Here is a 14906-nt window from a genome sequence, read left to right as displayed (position 1 = left end):
TTCCTGCTATGACCAGCGAAGTGAGACAAAAAGCAGCATTAGCGCAAAATGCAGCAGCAATCATGAATCGGTTAACGACAGAGCAAAAAAATATAGCCCTTATTCATATGTCAGAGGCCCTGCTAGCCGAGCAGGCTGCCATCATCTCCGCAAATGAGCTTGATTTGCAGCGTGGACGCGAGCAGGGAACGAGCCCTTCCCTGCTTGACCGCCTTGCGCTGAACGGTGATCGGGTCGCTGCCATCGCGGAAGGTCTGCGACAAATCGTCGAGCTTCCGGACCCTGTCGGCGAGCTGCTTGAGCATTTTGACCGTCCAAACGGACTAAAGATTGATAAAGTAAGAGTTCCGCTCGGCGTTATCGGCATGATTTATGAAGCGCGTCCGAACGTAACCGTCGATGCGGCAGGCCTGTGCTTAAAAACCGGCAACAGCGTCGTCCTGCGCGGCGGCTCCGCAGCGATCGAATCGAATCGTAAAATCGTAGAGGTTTTGAAAAAAGCGCTTAGCGCTACCGCAATGCCTGCGGATGCGATTCAGCTTATTGAGGATTCGGATCGCGCTTCTGTTAATGAAATGCTCAAGCTGAACGGCCTGCTGGACGTTGTCATTCCGCGCGGCGGCGCATCGCTTATTCGCAACGTAGTGGAAAATGCAACCGTACCTGTTATCGAAACGGGAGCCGGCATTTGCCATACATTCGTGGACGCAGGCGCCGATTACAACATGGCGCTTGAAATTGCGCTTAACGCAAAGGTTCAACGTCCATCCGTCTGCAATTCGATGGAAACGCTGCTTGTTCATGAAGCCTTTGCCGAGCAGCATCTTGTCCAGCTGGCGGATCGCTTCATTCAAGCTGGCGTTGAGCTTCGCGGCTGCAATCGGACAACTGCTCTGCTTGCAGGGGTTAAGCTTGCTGCGGATGAGGACTTTAGTACAGAGTATAGTGACTATATATTAAATATCCGCATTGTTCCGCATGTTGATGCGGCGCTTGAGCATATCCGCCGCTTCGGGACGAAGCATTCGGAATGTATCGTTACCGAAAACGCGTTGAACGCTGAACGCTTCATTCAGGAAGTTGATGCGGCAGCTGTATACCATAATGCCTCCACCCGCTTCACCGATGGCTTCGAGTTTGGCTTCGGCGCGGAAATCGGCATCAGCACGCAGAAGCTACATGCACGCGGGCCAATGGGTCTGCCTGCCCTGACTTCAACAAAATACCGGATCTACGGAAACGGTCAAATTAGGGGCTAATAGCTGCCCCATATCTCACAAAACATAAATGATAAAACGGAGGAATGCTACAATGTCCCTTTTAACGCAAACCGGCATTGCCAGCCTGCAGCTTTGCTTCTATGGTGCCGGATCGATGGCCGAGGCCATCGTTAGAGGCTTAATCAATGAAAAGCTTGTTGAACCAAAGCGGATTTCGATGCTTAACCGGCAAAACGCGGAACGTCTCACAGAGCTTAATGAGCGTTATGGCGTGCAAACCATCGTTCAAGGCTTAAATAATGAAGTCTATTTGCGCGATGCGGACATCATATTTTTGGCGATGAAGCCAAAGGATGCTGCCGAAGCGATCGCTTCCATAAAACCGTTGACCTCGCCAAAGCAGCTTTTTATTTCAGTTATCGCCGGCTTGTCCATTAGCGCGATTGAGCAGCTGCTTGGAGGCAAAGCCTCCGTCGTCCGCGCAATGCCGAACACTTCAAGCACCATAGGTCTCGGAGCTACCGGAATCAGCTATTCCGAGAACGTAACTCCGCAGCAAAGGCTGCTTACGGAAGCGATTTTCAGCTCCGTCGGCATTAACGCCGTCGTCGATGAATCGCTCCAGCAGGCCGTAACCGGCGTCTCTGGCAGCGGCCCTGCTTATGTCTACTACTTCATGGAATCGATGATTGCGTCAGCGATCCAGCTTGGCCTGTCTGAAGAAGCGGCTAAAGAGCTTGTCACTCAAACGGTTCTCGGCGCAGCGGAAATGGTACGTTACACTGGCGAAGAGCCAGCAGAGCTGCGCCGCAAGGTGACATCCCCTAACGGGACGACACAGGCTGCACTTGAGGTGATGGCTGAAAACAGCTTCTCGGAAACGATTATAAAAGCCGTAAAGCGCTCAGCTGAACGCGCAGGCGAGCTGGGAGCAGCGATCGAGAGGAGTATTACGGAATGAACGGAGTATGTATCGCAACCTATCGGTCCTATGACGATAAAGCGGATTTTAACAAAAAGGCGCTTTCGATCGCGGTTGGCTTAACGGTTGGCAGCTGGACGGAGCTTCCTGAAGCGCAAAAGGCAAATATGGAAAAGCATCTCGGCAAAGTGCTGTCCGTTCATGTGCATGAGCCAGCTAACGCTTTACCAGGCGGGCGTTATGCCGACATACGAATTGCATATCCTGATATTAACTTCAGCCGCGACCTGCCCGCCCTGCTCGTTACCGTGTTCGGCAAGCTTTCGATGGACGGTAAAATCAAGCTGCTTGACCTTGATGTATCCGAGGATTTCGCAGCTGCTTTTCCCGGTCCAAAGTTCGGGCTTAGCGGCGTTCGGGAGCTGCTGAACGTTCATGACCGCCCATTGCTGATGAGTATTTTCAAATCGGTCGTCGGCTATGATCTGTCTAACCTGCAGGATCAGTTCTATAAACAAGCGCTTGGCGGCGTAGATCTGATCAAGGATGATGAAATATTGTTTGAAAATCCGCTGACACCGCTGGAGAAGCGCGTGGAAGCCTGTATGGATGCCGCCCGCCGTGCAGAAGCGGAAACCGGCCAGAAGCTGCTGTACGCCGTTAACTTGACTGGGCCTACGTCTTCGCTTGCCGCGAATGCGCGCAAAGCAATTGACGCAGGCGCCAACGCGCTGCTGTTTAACGTGCTTGCTTATGGCTATGATGTGCTGCACGAGCTAAGCAGCGATAAATCAATCCATGTACCGATTGCTGCTCATCCCGCCATGGCTGGCGCGATTTATCCATCGCCTCACTATGGAATCGGGGCCTCGCTGCTGCTTGGCAAGCTGATGCGTCTCGCTGGTGCCGATCTGGTCCTTTTCCCATCGCCTTATGGCTCAGTCGTTATGCCGAAAGAAGAGAATTTAGCGGTTAAGGATGCGCTGCTGGAGCCGCTCTATGACTTGCGGAAGAGCTTCCCGGTTCCGTCTGCGGGTATTCATCCGGGACTTGTTCCGCTTATCCTGAAGGATTTCGGCACGGATGTTGTCGTTAACGCGGGCGGCGGCATACACGGACATCCAATGGGCACGGCCGCTGGCGGACAAGCATTCCGCCAAGCGATTACAGCGACAATTAACGGAGTTCCGCTGCGCGCAGCTGCTGAGCAAGCCGGCAATGAAGCGCTGCAAGCCGCAATTAACGCGTGGGGGATCAAAGAATAATGACGGTCAACAATACGGCAAAGAAACGCATCGTATTTTGTGATTTCGACGGAACGATAACGGTTAATGACAACATTATTGCAATTATAAAGCACTTCAATCCGGAGGGCTGGGAGAAAATTGCGGAACAGACGATTTCGCAGGAGCTGTCCATCAAGGATGGCGTCGGGCAATTGTTCCGTCTTCTCCCTGCTTCCAAGCAAAAGGAAGTCATTGCATTTGGCATATCCAACGCCCGCATTCGGGAGGGCTTCTCTAATTTCCTCGCCTATTGCCGAGAAAATCAGATCGAATTTTACGTAACGAGCGGCGGTATCGACTTTTTCGTTTATCCGATTCTTGAACAGTTTGGTATTCCAAGCGATCATATTTATTGCAATGGCAGCGACTTTACCGGTGAACGCATTGAAATTTTGTGGCCGAATCCTTGCGATGAGCATTGCAGCAATGATTGCGGCATGTGCAAAACGACCATTATGCGCCGATTCCCCGCTAATCAATACGAACGGATTATTATCGGTGACAGCGTAACCGATTTTGAAGGAGCGAAACTCGCAGATACCGTGTTCTCTCGTTCCCATTTGACGGTCAAATGCAATGAGCTTGGACTCCCGCATCATGAATATGAAACCTTCCACGATATTATCAACTATATGAATGCCGAAAGGACGACGAATTCGCTATGAGCTTTCATCAAATCGCATTAGAAGACAAACAACGGGCTCTATCCGAGCTTCGCGACGTTAAGGAGCTTTTTGCCAGGCGCGGCTGGTTCCCCGGCACAAGCGGCAACCTGTCCATTCGCGTTGGCGAGTTCAAGCCGGATGATTTTCAATTCGCAGTTACCGCCAGCGGCAAAGATAAAACCGTTCATACGCCGGAAGATTATTTATTCGTCGATCAGGACGGCAAGCCCTGTGAGGCTACCCGCCTCAAGCCATCGGCTGAAACGCTTATTCACTGCGAGATCTACAAGCTTACAGGCGCAGGTGCGATTTTCCACGTTCATACCGTTTTCAACAGCGTCATTTCGGAATATTTCTGGGATCGCAAATCCGTACCGGTAGACGGAGTCGAACTGATCAAAGGCTTTAACATTTGGGATGAAGAAGCGCATATCGAGATTCCGATCGTCTCCAACTTCGCTCACATTCCATCTATCGTACCTGAGGTTACGGAGCGGATTGTTAAGAACATTCCCGGCATATTGCTGCGCAAGCATGGTATTTATGCATGGGGCGCCAACGCCTTTGAAGCAAAGCGCCATCTTGAAGCGTTCGAGTTTATTTTCGAATACGTTTACCGTCTGGAGCTGCTGCAGCGCGGCAACCGATAAGCTTTTTTTTCACAATAAACGTTTACGTCACAGGTGCCTCAGAAGCAAATTTTGCTGCGGAGTCACCTGTTTATTTTGTAAGACGATCCTTAGTGTCATTAGAGGAACAATAAACACAACGGAGGCTGATACGCAGTGACCAGCTTTTCTTTGCTCAGACAGAAACCTCTACAGCTTCGAACCAAAATCAATTTATTAGTCGTTTTAAATATGGTTATAGTCCTTCTTTTGCTGCTGTCAGCACTTTCTTATATAATCATTGAAAAACGATTTAAGGAAAGCAGTGATCATGCGCTTTTTATTGCCCGGACCATGGCGGCGTTGCCACAAGTCAAGGAAGGCCTGAAAAAGAGACAGGGGACAAATATCCAATCGTTGGCTGAACGGCTTAGTCTGCAATCGGGCGCCGAATTTATTGTCGTAGCGGATACAAATTTGATTCGATACAGCCATCCTGTAACCGAGTTAATTGGCAAACCGTTGAAAGCCGATGATCTTCATTTAGACCAACTCGTATTGCAAGGTCAGGAAATTCAAACAACGTCTACGGGCAGTCTGGGTTTGTCCGTTCGAGGGAAAACGCCTGTATGGGATGGCAATGGCAAGCTAATTGGTTTAGTCTCGGTTGGTTTTTTGGTAAAGGATATTTGGAAAGAAACGCTTTCTCTTCTTGTCAAAATGTTCTTGCTTGGCGTAGTTGCCCTCATGTTCGGTCTTGGAGGCGCTTACCTTTTATCCGGACATATTAAAAGACAGATCTACAATATGGAGCCTGCCGAGATCGCGTTCCTTACACAGCAACAAGCTGCGATTCTGGACTCAACCCGGGAGGGAATCGTTGCAGTTAACAGTGAAGGAACGATTACTACATGCAACAAGGAAGCCAAAAAATTACTGGGAATGGATAAAAAAGATATGACTGGACAGACCATTCAGGACGTACTTCCACAGTCACGTTTATTGGAAGTAATAAGAGAAGGAACGATTCAACGGGATGAACCAATGATTATAGGCAATCATTTAATCATTATGAATCGTGTCCCCGTTTATGCAAAGGGACATATCATTGGCGCGGTTGCCACCTTCCGTGATAAGCTTCAGCTTGATCAAGTTGCTCAAAAACTCGCAGATATCGGGCACTATATTGACGCGATGCGCAGCCAGAGACATGAATTTATGAATAAACTTCATCTCATATCCGGTTTAATTAAGATGAAGGAATATGAAATGGTAGGTGAATTGATCGAGGAAGTCAATGAAGAGCAGCAAAACCTTATGGACTTCTTTCTTTCAAAAATTCTCGATCCTGCTGTAGTCGGCGTACTGATCGGAAAACTTCATCAGGCTAAGGAAAAGGGAATTCAATTCGTAGTAGATTCTGATTCGTCCCTACCCGACCCTGTTCCGCATCGTGATATCGTCATTTCTCTGATTGGCAACGCTATCGACAACGCAATAGAAGCTTTGATGACTTCTCCGCCTGAGACTCATACCGGCGTCATCGTTATTCAGTTTCGAGAGGAACCTGGCCTGATATGTATTACGGTTCAAGACAATGGATCGGGAGTGAATTCCGATATCCGTGACTATATTTTTATGGACGGGGTCTCCACTAAAGGGGCCGGCCGAGGCTTCGGTTTAGCCTTAGTATCCCGAATGGTTACAAGTGTTGGAGGACAACTGCAGATGGACAGTTCACCTTCAGGCGCAACATTACGGGCCATATTGCCAAAGGAGATGATTAAAAATTGACCAGCTCTCCCCTTCGTGTGCTCATTGTAGAGGATGACTTTCGAATTGCAAGAATGCATGGTAAATATATTGAAATGAATATGGACTTTGTTTTGACTGGAATTGCTCATAATTATGCAGAGGCGTTTGCCCTTATCAACGGACAAGCCCCGGATCTGCTCTTACTGGACGTTTACTTACCCGACCGTTCAGGGATTGAGTTATTGCGGACACTTCGCAGTCTGGGCATTCCCTCGGACACCATATTAATAACTGCCTCCAAGGAAAGCGATATCGTAGAGGAAGGTTTACGTCTTGGTGTATTCGATTACTTGATCAAACCGTTTGATTTAGATCATTTGCAGAATACACTGATGAAATATGCCAAGTTCAGAAGTCGTCTAACGTCATCTGCCGAATTAAATCAAGATCTGCTAAACGATTTGATGAAGCTTCGCGCCCCAAAAGAATCATCTTCTCACCAATTCCATAAGGGGATCGATGAGAAAACGCTCAAACTCATTCAATCCTGTTTTCAACATGCTACTGACCTGCTTACAACCGAGGACATTACCCGGTTGGCCGGGGTCAGCTTATCGACTGTGCGTAATTATTTAAAATACCTCTTAAGAGAAAATATGATCGATGAATTTCTTCAATATGGTACGATTGGCCGCCCCCAAAAACGATATCGTATGAAAAAACAGTAGCAATTCCAATAGTAAAAATTAATTGTAAACAAAACAACAACAGGCTGCTTAGCAGCCTGTTGTTGTTTTAAAGCAATTTTATGCCGTGATTCACAAATTCTCTTTGATTTTATCTGTCTTTGTTTTGCGGCCCGGCTTTCAGGATATCATCGTTCACACCTGAAAATTGTGCAAAATTTCGAATGAAACGGTCCGAAAGTTCACCTGCTGCTTTTTCATAGGCCGCTTTATCCTGCCATGTATTTCTTGGATGCAGCATTTCACTTGGCACATCCTTCACAAAATCGGGGATTTGGAGTCCAAAAATCGGATCGGCCGTAAAATCCGCCTGCTCTATCGTTCCATTTAAGGCGGCCGTAACCATAGCCCGAGTATAGGATAAATTCATTCGTTTCCCCACTCCGAATGGACCGCCGGTCCAGCCGGTATTCACTAAATAGACCTTTACTTCATGTTCCTCAATCTTTTCGCCTAACATCCGGGCGTAAAACGTTGGTTGAAGCGGAAGAAACGGCGCTCCGAAGCATGCGGAGAAGGTCGCCTCAGGTTCTGTTACCCCGCGTTCCGTGCCCGCAAGCTTCGAGGTATACCCAGACAAGAAGTGATACATGGCCTGTTCTTTTGTTAATTTAGAAATGGGAGGCAGCACGCCGAAAGCATCTGCTGTCAAAAAAATTACTACTTGCGGATGTCCGGCCACTCCCGGAATGACCGCATTCGGTATACTGCTAATCGGATACGCTGCGCGCGTGTTTTCAGTCAGAGACTTATTTTTATAATCGGCAAGATGGGTTACAGGATCCAGGACAACATTTTCCAAGACAGCGCCGAATTGAATAGCATTCCAAATTTGCGGCTCTTTGTCTAGGGAAAGGTCTATACATTTTGCATAGCAGCCGCCTTCAAAATTAAACACTCCCTGATCCGACCAGCCATGTTCGTCGTCCCCGATCAAATGCCGGTTATCATCGGCTGAGAGTGTTGTTTTTCCTGTGCCGGAAAGACCAAAAAAGAGCGCCACATCACCTTTATCCCCAACGTTCGCTGAGCAATGCATCGGAAAAACATTTTTAAACGGCAATAGAAAATTAAGTACAGTGAATATCGATTTTTTCATTTCTCCTGCGTATTCTGTGCCGCCGATCAAGATTAGTTTTCTTTCGAATGAGACAATAACAAACGTTTCAGAATTGGTCCCGTCTTCGAGCGGATCCGCCTTTAAACCAGGTACCGTAATGACGGTAAACTCCGGATGATGAGAAATAAGTTCTTCTTGCGTCGGGCGGATAAATAATTGGTGGACGAACAGATTATGCCAGGCATATTCGTTTATGATTCGGATAGGAAGCCGGTAATTTTCGTCTGCTCCTGCAAATCCGTCAAATACATACAGTTCACGATCTTGCAAGTAATTCAACACTTTATCATAAATCTTCTCAAATTGAGCTGGAGACAGGGGTTGGTTTACACTCCCCCAGGCAATATGTTGATCGACACGGGATTCTTTGACAACAAACTTATCTTTTGGTGAACGTCCTGTAAATTTCCCCGTAGTCACTTGAAACGCTCCTGTTGAAGTAATTGTACCTTCCTTACGCAACAATGCCGCTTCAACTAAATTCGGAACAGCTAGATTATAATGAACCTTGTCCTGCTGCATGATTTCCGCTAATTCCAATCTGTATGCTTGTCTAGTATTCATATTGTTTCTCCTCCACTTTCTTCGAGCCTTCCTTATTACATTGCAAGCAATCGGAGTAATAGATCATGACTTTTTCTGTATCTACAGTATCGATAAGATTTCCACAATGCTTACACAGAACCGAACCCAGATCTATAGAGCCAACGAAGTTTGCCATTTTTGCCCCATCCTTTCGCTTACGGTTTGAGCCAATTCAATAACTCTGCTAGCGTATGCCCATTCGTTATCATACCAGGCAAGTACTTTGATTTGATTTCCTATGACCATGATAGAAAGTGAATCAATAACAGCCGATTTATCGCACCCTATAAAATCCGATGATACTAAAGGCTCTTCTGAATACCCGACATAATGGGATAATGACCCGTTTGCCGCCGTTATAAATGCCGATTTAACCTCTTCCAAAGAAACTTCACGTTTAACTTGAACGGTGAGATCAACTAATGAAACGTCTTGGACCGGGACTCGGATAGAAATGCCTTCAATATTGGAAGCAAGATGAGGAAGGACATCCGCAAGCGCCTTCCCTACACCTGTTGTAGTGGGAATAATGGATTGTGTGCAAGCACGGGCTCTCCGCAAATCTTTATGCGGATTATCCAAATGATTTTGGTCGGAAGTAAAGGAGTGAACGGTTGTCATCCAACCATTCCTAACTTGAAAAGAATCATCCAAAATTCTTAGCACAGGTGCGACGCAGTTTGTTGTACAAGAAGCCGCTGACAAGATAGAATGCTGCGATAGATCAAGCAAATGGTCATTAACTCCCATGACCACAGTAAGATCCATTTGCGTTCCAGGCGCTGTGACGATTACGGTGGATGCCCCGGTTTTCAAATGTTTCAGTGCACCTTGCCGATGATTAAATTTGCCCGTAGCATCAATCACAACGTCTACATCCATCTGACTCCATCCAATGTTTTCAGGTTCACGTTGATAAGTTACCTTCACAGGATGACCATTAATAACGAGCATCCCCTCTTTTACAGTGATAGCAGCGTCCCATGTTCCATGCACCGTATCATACTTTAGTAAATGAGCTACCGTTTCAGCAGGATAGACGGAATTAATCGCTTTCAATTCGATTTGACTCGTACCGCCAGACAACATCTTTCTTACGAGTAATCTTCCAATTCTCCCCATGCCACTAATTCCTAGTCCTGCAGTCATTGTGTTCTCCTTTCAAAGTAAAAGATATTTTTTCCTTAATTAGTGTATAACATATCATTATTTAATACACAATATATAATTTATATGTTGTACTATTTTGTTCATATTGTTCTTAAATGATGCACTAATTGTTCTCTAAAAGTTCACAACTCCTATGATCAGTGCCGTTACCAGCATAACAAGCGTAGAGCCGATCGCCCATTTGAGCGTAAACCGCTGATGATCTCCAAAATTTACTCCAGCCAATCCGACAAGCAAATAAGTTGACGGCACCAACGGGCTTAATAAGTGAACCGGTTGACCAAGCAGCGATGCTCTTCCCATTTCTACAGGATCAATCCCGTATATACTCGCTGCTTCTGTAATAAGAGGTAAAATCCCAAAGTAATAGGCATCATTTGACATAAAGAATGTAAGGGGCATACTGGTAATAGCCGCAATGACCGGCAAATGCGGACCAAGTGCGCCCGGTATCATATCCACAAGAGTAAGAGCCATGGCATCCACCATCTTCGTACCTGTTAAAATACCTGTAAAAATCCCTGCTGCAAAAACCATTGCCGCTACGCTTAATGCATTTCCCGCATGAGCCGAAACCCGTTCTTTTTGCTCTTCCAGGCTCGGGTAGTTGATCATTAAAGCCAATGCGAAAGCGACCATAAAGAGGATCGTGAGCGGGAGAAAATGAGTAATGAGCCCTGCCATAAGCGCAACCGTCAATGCTAAGTTTATCCAAATGAGGCGCGGCCTTTTATAGCTTGTCTCCTCAAGTGCAGTCGCTATCCCGGCTATAACTTCGGGTTCAATTTCATTCAAAGTGGAATAGCTCAATCCGAGTCGTTTACGTTCCCTTCTGCCCAATATATATGCCACTGCAAGCACCCAACAAGCTGCAACAATCATCCCTGGAATAATAGGAGTGAACAACTGGGAGGCATCCAAATGCAGCGCACTCATGGCTCTCGCTGTCGGTCCTCCCCAAGGTGTAATATTCATTACGCCGCCGGCAAGCATGGTTACAGCTGTTAAAATAAGCGGATTCATATCCAGCCTCTTATAAAGGGGCAGCAAGGCTGCAACGACAATCATATACGTTGTTGAACCGTCACCGTCAAGCGATACAAGCAGTGCCAGCACAGCAGTGCCAACAACGATTTTGACGGGGTCTCCTTTTACCGCCTTTAATGTTCGATTTACAAGCGGATCAAACAAGCCGGCATCAATCATAATTCCGAAATATAAAATACCGAATATGAGCATAACGCCTGTTGGGGCGATCGTTTTAACACCATCCATCATCATAGGTCCGACATCCTTACCAAATCCGGCAATCAGAGCGAATAAGACAGGAATTAAAATAAGTGCAACCATAGCAGACAGCCGCTTTGACATAATCAGAAACATAAAAACAGCAATCATAAGAAAACCAAGAATCGATAACATGACGTCAAACCTCCAATTTCTTCTTAATGTATTCGTTTAACCCGTCTGATTCAGCCAGCCTATAAGCCGGGAACGAAGGATATCCAAATTCAAGTACGTCCATACATTCATTGCATACTGGCGCATCTACATTGGTTTCGTTCATCACGTTTTCGCACACACCGCATGTACGTAGATGATTCATAATTACTACCTCTCCTTTGAAAGCGATTTCAATTTTAAAATGATTATATGTGATCATCATCATGACGGAAATATTATGAGCTTAAGCTTTATAAATACCTTTAAATTCTTTTCCACAATAAACGCAACAGATAAATGGAATGAAGAAAAAGGACTATGCTGACATTGCTGAGGTCGGTCACAACAAAAAAAAGCCTTACTTGACAAGGCATTGAAATACGAAGAAATTATATTTTGTTGTTCCTAACGATCTCTCTTCGTTGCTAATAAATATCAAGTGATTGTCTGTTGATTGTGCCGTCGCAGTTTTAAAAAAAGGCTAAGCCGTTTGGCTTAGCCTCTTCCTCCACGAAACTTTTGTGCATGGGCGCGTGCCTCTTCAGCATTTGTTACCCGATTGCGGCTCCATTCAATGAGTATCCGGTCGATATACCGCAAGCTTAGCTTACCCGCGAATACAGCTTCCTTAAGCGCGAAACGAATGATTTCTTCCGTATACCGATCATGGTCCAGCCAGCCCGAAATAGTCTCGCATTCTATTGGAGAGAGCAAGCGTCCAAACTCTTGCTCGAATACGCTGAACAAATCCGACGATGACGCCGCCTGCAGTTTAGCAGGCTGACGCTCAGCTCTCCTCGTCTCCCGCTTCTGGTCTGAGGAGAGCGCAGCAGCCTTGAGAAGCCAACCGGTCCAATTGTACCGCTCAGCCTGCATGCCTGTATCTCTGTCCACATACTCATCTATCGTTAAGAAATCATCCTTCATCATCCGCCCCAAAATATGGCCAATCTCTCGAACCGTCAATCCCATCCGCTCAGCAAGCTCCTCCGGCGTCGGAAAATCGTTTTTATCCGCTTCCATATAGACCATGATTTGCAGCAGCAGCATCGCTTCTGTATCAGACAAACCTAGCTCGCGGTAAGTGCGCAGCAGCATTGCCGATACGTAAACGCCGCCCTCCTGCAATGCAGCGGCCATTCCATGCGAATACGCCTTCCAAATCTCGTTGTTCACAGCAAGCTGCCTCCCATACTAAGCCTTTAAACCATTTTTGCTTGCTTAACCAGGTTATACGTATCTCTAGCTATCAGCAGCTCCTCATTTGTTGGAACAACGAGTACTTTTACGCGAGAGCTATCCGTTGTAATTTCGCGTGCATCTTTGCGGCGCTCAGCGTTGCGCTCTTCATCCAGCTCAATTCCAAGGAATGAAATTCCCTCGCAAATCGCTTTGCGCAAAGCGACTGAATTTTCGCCGACCCCTGCCGTAAACACTATCGTATCTACGCCATTCATTGCTGCTGTGTAAGCGCCGATATATTTTTTCACCCGGTAGGTGTACATGTCAAAAGCTAGCTTTGCGTTTTTGTCGCCATCGAGCATCGCCTCGGTAACTTCGCGCATGTCGCTGCTGATCCCAGAAATAGCCAACATCCCGCTATGTTTGTTAAGCATAGAGTTTACTTCGTTTAATGTCAATTCCTCTTTATTCATGACAAACGGCACGATGGCCGGATCGATATCGCCGCTTCTCGTACCCATCATCAGCCCTTCTAAAGGTGTCATTCCCATGCTTGTATCAAAAGATTTTCCGTTTAATATCGCTGCGCAGCTTGCGCCGTTACCAATATGGCAGGTAATCATTTTGATCGATTCCAGCGGCTTTTTCAAATATTCCGCAGCTTGCGCGCTTACATAGGAATGTGAGGTTCCATGAAAGCCGTATCTGCGAATTTTGTGACGGCGGTACAAAACCGTCGGGATTGGATATAGATAAGAAGTATTAGGCATCGTCTGATGAAACGCTGTATCGAATACGACAGCTTGCGGAACATCGGGCAAATTAGACTCTACCGCGGTAATCCCCATCATATGAGCAGGATTATGCAGAGGAGCCAGGTCGAACAGCCTGCGAATTTCGAGCTTAACCTCCTGGGTTACGAGCACGGAGCTGCTGAACACTTCCCCGCCGTGAACGACGCGATGGCCGACCGCTTCAATTTCATTCAAATGGCTGATTGCGCCGTATTCAGGATGAGTAAGCATTTCCACTACCCGCTTTACTGCGGTAACATGATCCAATATTTCACTAACGTTGCGAACCTCGGGCTTATCGACCGGTTCATGCGTGACAATAGAGGAATCCATCCCGATGCGCTCCACACGGCCGCTGGCAAGCACCGATTCGTCCCTCATGTCGTAAAGCTGATATTTTAAGGAAGAACTTCCTGCGTTGATAACTAGTACTTTCATTAGATCCGATCCCCATCCTTATCGTATTTGAAGAAGCCGATGCCTGACTTGGCGCCCAGATGCCCGGCACGCACCATTTTTTTCAGCACGATGGAAGGACGATACTTAAGCTCGCCATATTCGCGGAACATCCGGTCAAGGGCTGCCAAAACAGAATCAAGACCGAAGCGGTCGCACATTTCGAATGGTCCGTGCTGGAATGAATAGCCGATGCGCATTGCGTTATCGATGTCCTCGGCAGAGGCTACGCCTTCCTCCAGCACATGCAGCGCTTCATTAATGAACAAACAAATAAGCCGCGTCGTTACGAATCCGGGGGATTCAAAAACCATGACACCTTTTTTGTTAATGATCTCTTCTACAAAATGTTTTGTATGCACGAATGTTTCCTCGGACGTCTTCAGCCCGCGAACAATTTCAACCAAATCGATTTTGAACACCGGGTAAATAAAATGCATGCCAATAACGCGCTCAGGGTGCTTCGTTACGCTGGCAAGCTCCGTTAAGCTCAGTGTTGACGTGTTGCTTGCGAGAATGGCTTCCGGTCCGCAAATGTTATCGATTTCTTCGAAAACAGCCTTTTTATGCTCCAAGTCCTCTGTAATGGTTTCAATGACAAGCTCGCAGCCAGCCAGCTTCTCATAGCTGGTTGTCGGCTCGATTCTATTCATAATCAGCTTCTTCTCCGATTTCGTGAGCGCCCACTTCTCGATTTGTTTATCCAAACTAACCTCAATCATTTGTTTACCGTATGCAAGGCGTTCGTCCGAACGCTCGATAATAATTACATCCAATCCTTTGGAGGCGAGCATTTCAGCAATTCCCTGCCCCATCGTTCCTACTCCAACCACGCCAACTGTTTTTATGTGCAATGTATGTAGCTCCTTTAGTATGGCGAGTTTGCTTCTTATAACTAATTGAGAAGCATTCTCTGCAAATATCGTTCAATCTTATTATAACTAATTTCATAAA

15 protein-coding genes are annotated in these 14906 nt (G+C 46.7%); 7 read left to right on the top strand and 8 right to left on the bottom strand.

Going from position 1 to position 14906, the window contains the following annotated elements; translation table 11 throughout:
- Nucleotides 1–8 precede the first annotated feature (8 nt).
- The 7 genes from ASG81_RS01620 (at nt 9) to ASG81_RS01590 (ending at nt 7184) form a co-directional block, all read left to right on the top strand.
- Complete coding sequence (locus ASG81_RS01620) at nt 9–1259, top strand: glutamate-5-semialdehyde dehydrogenase (RefSeq protein WP_081417056.1); 1251 nt, start codon at nt 9–11, stop codon at nt 1257–1259.
- Between the two features lie 52 nt (nt 1260–1311).
- Nucleotides 1312–2181 (top strand): pyrroline-5-carboxylate reductase, encoded by an 870-nt coding sequence (proC, locus tag ASG81_RS01615; protein WP_056628139.1) that lies wholly within the window; start codon nt 1312–1314, stop codon nt 2179–2181.
- A complete protein-coding gene (locus tag ASG81_RS01610) occupies nt 2178–3407 on the top strand; it encodes a 2,3-diketo-5-methylthiopentyl-1-phosphate enolase (protein WP_056628136.1) in 1230 nt (409 codons plus the stop codon). The genes proC and ASG81_RS01610 overlap by 4 nt, the downstream gene beginning before the upstream one ends.
- Entirely contained in the window at nt 3407–4093 is a 687-nt protein-coding gene (locus ASG81_RS01605) for a 2-hydroxy-3-keto-5-methylthiopentenyl-1-phosphate phosphatase (protein ID WP_056628133.1), read from the top strand. The genes ASG81_RS01610 and ASG81_RS01605 overlap by 1 nt, the downstream gene beginning before the upstream one ends.
- Nucleotides 4090–4743 carry a methylthioribulose 1-phosphate dehydratase gene (gene mtnB / locus ASG81_RS01600; protein WP_056628130.1) on the top strand — a complete coding sequence of 218 codons (654 nt, stop codon included), beginning with the start codon at nt 4090–4092 and terminating at the stop codon, nt 4741–4743. Before ASG81_RS01605 ends, mtnB begins: the two co-directional genes overlap by 4 nt.
- 135 nt (nt 4744–4878) lie before the next feature.
- Complete coding sequence (locus ASG81_RS01595; protein WP_056628127.1) at nt 4879–6495, top strand: ATP-binding protein; 1617 nt, start codon at nt 4879–4881, stop codon at nt 6493–6495.
- Nucleotides 6492–7184, top strand: a complete 693-nt coding sequence (locus ASG81_RS01590; protein WP_056628124.1) for a response regulator — start codon at nt 6492–6494, stop codon at nt 7182–7184. Before ASG81_RS01595 ends, ASG81_RS01590 begins: the two co-directional genes overlap by 4 nt.
- A gap of 109 nt (nt 7185–7293) precedes the next feature.
- Here ASG81_RS01590 and pckA read toward each other — a convergent pair whose 3' ends face one another.
- The 8 genes from pckA to ASG81_RS01555 all read right to left on the bottom strand — a co-directional run bounded on the left by pckA (nt 7294) and on the right by ASG81_RS01555 (nt 14806).
- Entirely contained in the window at nt 7294–8886 is a 1593-nt protein-coding gene (gene pckA, locus ASG81_RS01585) for a phosphoenolpyruvate carboxykinase (ATP) (RefSeq protein WP_056628121.1), read from the bottom strand.
- Nucleotides 8876–9043, bottom strand: a complete 168-nt coding sequence (locus ASG81_RS33780) for a GapA-binding peptide SR1P (protein ID WP_155971072.1) — start codon at nt 9041–9043, stop codon at nt 8876–8878. The genes pckA and ASG81_RS33780 overlap by 11 nt, the downstream gene beginning before the upstream one ends.
- Nucleotides 9019–10056, bottom strand: coding sequence for a type I glyceraldehyde-3-phosphate dehydrogenase (gene gap / locus ASG81_RS01580; RefSeq protein ID WP_056628117.1), 1038 nt, complete (start codon nt 10054–10056; stop codon nt 9019–9021). Before gap ends, ASG81_RS33780 begins: the two co-directional genes overlap by 25 nt.
- Nucleotides 10057–10191: 135 nt before the next feature.
- Nucleotides 10192–11499, bottom strand: a complete 1308-nt coding sequence (locus tag ASG81_RS01575; RefSeq protein WP_056628114.1) for a CitMHS family transporter — start codon at nt 11497–11499, stop codon at nt 10192–10194.
- Between the two features lie 4 nt (nt 11500–11503).
- Nucleotides 11504–11683: a hypothetical protein gene (locus ASG81_RS01570; protein ID WP_056628112.1), complete on the bottom strand. Its 180-nt coding sequence runs from the start codon at nt 11681–11683 to the stop codon at nt 11504–11506.
- A 332-nt stretch (nt 11684–12015) separates the two neighbouring features.
- Nucleotides 12016–12696, bottom strand: coding sequence for a DnaD domain protein (locus ASG81_RS01565; RefSeq protein ID WP_235548694.1), 681 nt, complete (start codon nt 12694–12696; stop codon nt 12016–12018).
- A 26-nt stretch (nt 12697–12722) separates the two neighbouring features.
- Nucleotides 12723–13934 carry an acetate/propionate family kinase gene (locus ASG81_RS01560; protein ID WP_056628109.1) on the bottom strand — a complete coding sequence of 404 codons (1212 nt, stop codon included), beginning with the start codon at nt 13932–13934 and terminating at the stop codon, nt 12723–12725.
- Nucleotides 13934–14806 (bottom strand): 3-hydroxyacyl-CoA dehydrogenase family protein, encoded by an 873-nt coding sequence (locus ASG81_RS01555; protein WP_081417055.1) that lies wholly within the window; start codon nt 14804–14806, stop codon nt 13934–13936. The genes ASG81_RS01560 and ASG81_RS01555 overlap by 1 nt, the downstream gene beginning before the upstream one ends.
- Nucleotides 14807–14906: the final 100 nt, after the last annotated feature.

Origin of the sequence: Paenibacillus sp. Soil522, assembly GCF_001428245.1 — a bacterium.
In the GTDB taxonomy this organism is placed as follows: Bacteria; Bacillota; Bacilli; order Paenibacillales; family Paenibacillaceae; genus Pristimantibacillus.
Note: the sequence above shows the minus strand (reverse complement) of the source record. Positions and strands in the feature narration are given on the sequence as shown.

Coding starts and splice junctions, on each gene's coding strand:
- mtnB (WP_056628130.1), top strand. CDS start 4,090: ATGAGCTTTCATCAAATCGCATTAGAAGACAAACAACGGGCTCTATCC.
- ASG81_RS33780 (WP_155971072.1), bottom strand. CDS start 9,043: ATGGCAAACTTCGTTGGCTCTATAGATCTGGGTTCGGTTCTGTGTAAG.
- gap (WP_056628117.1), bottom strand. CDS start 10,056: ATGACTGCAGGACTAGGAATTAGTGGCATGGGGAGAATTGGAAGATTA.
- ASG81_RS01610 (WP_056628136.1), top strand. CDS start 2,178: ATGAACGGAGTATGTATCGCAACCTATCGGTCCTATGACGATAAAGCG.
- proC (WP_056628139.1), top strand. CDS start 1,312: ATGTCCCTTTTAACGCAAACCGGCATTGCCAGCCTGCAGCTTTGCTTC.
- ASG81_RS01620 (WP_081417056.1), top strand. CDS start 9: ATGACCAGCGAAGTGAGACAAAAAGCAGCATTAGCGCAAAATGCAGCA.
- ASG81_RS01575 (WP_056628114.1), bottom strand. CDS start 11,499: ATGTTATCGATTCTTGGTTTTCTTATGATTGCTGTTTTTATGTTTCTG.
- ASG81_RS01570 (WP_056628112.1), bottom strand. CDS start 11,683: ATGAATCATCTACGTACATGCGGTGTGTGCGAAAACGTGATGAACGAA.
- ASG81_RS01605 (WP_056628133.1), top strand. CDS start 3,407: ATGACGGTCAACAATACGGCAAAGAAACGCATCGTATTTTGTGATTTC.
- ASG81_RS01560 (WP_056628109.1), bottom strand. CDS start 13,934: ATGAAAGTACTAGTTATCAACGCAGGAAGTTCTTCCTTAAAATATCAG.
- pckA (WP_056628121.1), bottom strand. CDS start 8,886: ATGAATACTAGACAAGCATACAGATTGGAATTAGCGGAAATCATGCAG.